Consider the following 3,329-nt stretch of genomic DNA (forward strand, 5'->3'; position numbering starts at 1 on the left):
GTCCTACTGGCTCCTGGAGAATTTTCCGGTGCTGGGAAGGTTGGGGTAATTTGCCACAAGGGACGTCGCAGGACCGGACGTGACGCGCAGGAGAATGCGTCTTTGCAACCGCGACGATCACTCCGGCACGCCGGAGATAGCCAGCGCCTCGACGTAACGCTCGGCAAAAACCTTGTCCAGCCATGGGTTGATCTGTCTCTGCAGGGTGAGCGTGTAGGTCGGGAACGCCTCCATCAGCCGCCGCGCCGCCGCCTGCGCCTCTTCCAGCCGGTTGAGTTTGACCAGCGCCATGATCACCACCCGGTGCGAGGAGCCGTAGTTCGGCATCTCGTGCAGCGCGCGTTCTCCCCATGCCAGCGCTTCCTCGTAGCGCTCGAGCATCAGGTAGCTCATTCCGATGCCGGAGAGCGCGATGCCCTTCTCGGGATCGATCGGGCTCAGTCGCATTGCCCTGTGAAAGTGCTCGATCGCGACGAGCGGGCGGCTGGAATGTGCGTTCACCCACCCGCAGCCCGTATGGCCCTGCGCCGAATTGGGGTTGAGCAGCAGGGATCGTTCGATCGTGCCCAGCGCCATCTCGTACTCCTTCGCGCTGTAGGCGATCACCTGCGCGGCGAAGCGTAGGCTCGTGGGGTCGTCGCGCGCTTCCGCCAGGACCTCGCGCGCCATCCGCGCGGCGACTCTGGTATCGTCGGGCTCGTGCCAGCACTGGCTCACGGACAGGCTGCGGATATAGGCGCCGAGTGCCTTCGCCAAGCTGAAGCCAGGGTCGATGCTGAGGGCCTCGTTGGTGAGCCGGCGCACGTCGGCAAAGCCTTCGCGCGTCATGCTGTAGAAGCGCGGCAGCGCGCGAAGGTAGAGGTCGTAGGCGCTGATGTAGTCGGTCGGCTTCATGCGCGCCTGCTTGATCTCCTCCAGCCGGATGCTCGGCTCGACAGCGCCGACGACGCTCTCGGTCACCTTGTCCTGCAGGTCGAAGATGTCGCTCACGTCGCCCTCGAAGCGGTCGGTCCAGACATGGTGTCCGCTGATCGCATCCACCAACTGCCCGCTGATGCGCACCCGCGATCCAGCTCTGCGGATGCTGCCTTCGAGCACGTAGCGGACGCCCAGCTCGCGCCCGACCTGGCGCAGGTCCACCGCCCGGCCCTTGTAGGTGAAGGACGAGTTGCGGGCGATCACGAAGAAGGAGTCCACCCGGCTCAATCCGGTGATGATGTCCTCCACCAGCCCGTCGGCGAAGTATTCCTGGTCGGGGTCGCCGCTCATGTTGGTGAAAGGCAGAACCGCGATCGAGGGTTTCTCGGGCAGGGGAGGCGGCGCAGCCACCGAGGCGCTGGCGTCGGTGTCAACGCGGTAGGCGCGCACAGACCGCTCGATGTTCTTGAGGCGCAGGTTGCCTAGCGGCGTGAAGCCGCAGTCGAGCTTGCCCTGAAGGTGGTCGTAGGCGGTGCCCGAGACGACCACGGCGCCGGGATCGGCGACGCTTTCGAGGCGGGCGGCGATGTTGACCCCGTCGCCGTAGAGGTCGCCATCCTCCTCGCAGACCACGTCGCCGAGATTGATGCCGATGCGGAAGCGAATCCGCTCTTCCTCGGGCGTCTCCGCCTCGTGTTCTGTCACGGCCTGCTGGATCGCCATCGCCGAGGTCACCGCGTTAACGACGCTCGCGAACTCGCACAGCATGCCGTCGCCGGTGAGCTTGACGATCCGACCCCTGTGTTCGGATACCAGCGGTTCGAGGAGGTCCCTGCGGTAGACCTTCAGCCGCTCGAGCGTGCCGCGCTCGTCGCGCTCTGTCAGGCGCGAATAGCCGACCACATCGCAAGCCAGGATCGCTGCGAGGTGGCGCTGCGTGGTCTCTGCACCGCTCGGCCAAGCGCCTGCACGCGGGCCGCCCCGCGTCCATGTCCTGCCAACTTCCAGACGCGCCACGCGCATGGTATTCATCTCTCCCAGTCTCCGCCCGTCGCCGATGCGGAACGGAGAACGCGCCTTGACCTTGCCTTCACGAGATTTCGTCATCCCGCTTGCGAGCGTGGAGCGCTCCAGCCGCCGTGCTAACAACCAACCGACGACACGCCCACGCAGCCTCTGGGGGCGCTGACACACCACTCCCAGAAGGCCGGAGATATCTCCTATGTGTGTAACCGGTTGACGCCATCGCGGCGGTGCTTTTGTATCGGGCATCCCACCAGACGTCCGCGCTTAGAGACTTCGCTCCGCCGTCTCATCGGAATTTAACCGCATTGGTGCAGCATGAGCAGCACTGCTAGCATGCTGATTCAAACGCTTTTCGTACGGTTGTCCTTTCATGAGCCAGAGATCCTGCCTGTCCGTCATCCTCGCCGCCGGCGAAGGCACGCGCATGAAAAGCGCGATGCCCAAGGTGCTGCACGCCATTGCCGGCCTACCGATGGTGGCTCATGTGGTGAAGGCGGCGGAGGCCGCCGGAGCGACGGGTCTGGCGCTGGTGATCGGCCATGGCGCCGAGGAGATGCGCAAAGCCGCGCAGAAATTCGCGCCGAAGGCCGAGACCTTCGTGCAGGAGACGCGGCTCGGCACCGCGCATGCCGTGCTCGCCGCTCGCGAAGCGATATCAAAGGGTTACGACGATATTCTCGTTATGTTCGGCGATACGCCTTTGATCGATGCCGAAGCGCTGGCGACCGCGCGGCAAAAGCTGGCGGAAGGGGCCGCTGTTGCGGTCATCGGCTTCTGTCCGCCCAATCCCACCGGCTACGGCCGGCTGATCGAAAAAGGTGGCCGATTGGTCGCCATCCGTGAGGAAAAGGACTGTTCCGAGGCGGAAAAGAAGATCGGCTTCTGCAATGCCGGAATGATGGCGGTGGCCGGCAAGCATGCGCTTCGACTGCTCGACAAGGTCGGCAACAGCAACGCCAAGGGTGAGTTCTACCTCACCGATATCGTCGAAATCGCCGGAGCGGAGGGCCTCGACGTGGTCGCCACCGAGGCGAGCTTCGAAAATGCGCTCGGCATCAACAACCGGGCCGAGCCCGCCGAAGCGGAAGCCATCTGGCAGGCGCGCCGGCGGCGTGAAGCGATGCTTGCGGGCGTGACGCTGATCGCGCCCGAAACCGTCTATTTCTCGCACGACACTGAAATCGGCGCCGATACAGTGGTCGAGCCGAATGTGTGGTTCGGCCCGGGCGTCAAGATTTCCGCCGGCGTCACGATCCATGCTTTCAGCCATCTCGCAGGCACCACCATTGCCGCGAACTGCGAGGTCGGACCGTTCGCCCGGTTGCGTCCCGGTGCCGATCTCAGAAAAAAGGCCAAGGTCGGCAATTTCTGCGAGGTCAAGCAGG

Annotated in this window: 2 protein-coding genes; one reads left to right on the plus strand and one right to left on the minus strand. The window is 64.5% G+C overall.

Translation table 11 applies throughout. The features are described from left to right. Positions 1-117: 117 nt before the first annotated feature. On the minus strand, positions 118-2,025 hold the full coding sequence (locus EOA29_RS29865; protein WP_245468574.1) for an adenylate/guanylate cyclase domain-containing protein: 1,908 nt from the start codon (positions 2,023-2,025) through the stop codon (positions 118-120). 289 nt (positions 2,026-2,314) lie between these two features. Between EOA29_RS29865 and EOA29_RS29870 the strand changes: the two genes are divergently transcribed. After that, positions 2,315-3,329: NTP transferase domain-containing protein (locus tag EOA29_RS29870; RefSeq protein ID WP_127222010.1), on the plus strand; the 1,015-nt coding region annotated here is incomplete at its 3' end.

It is taken from the genome of Mesorhizobium sp. M1E.F.Ca.ET.063.01.1.1 (genome assembly GCF_003998155.1).
In the GTDB taxonomy this organism is placed as follows: domain Bacteria; phylum Pseudomonadota; class Alphaproteobacteria; order Rhizobiales; family Rhizobiaceae; genus Mesorhizobium.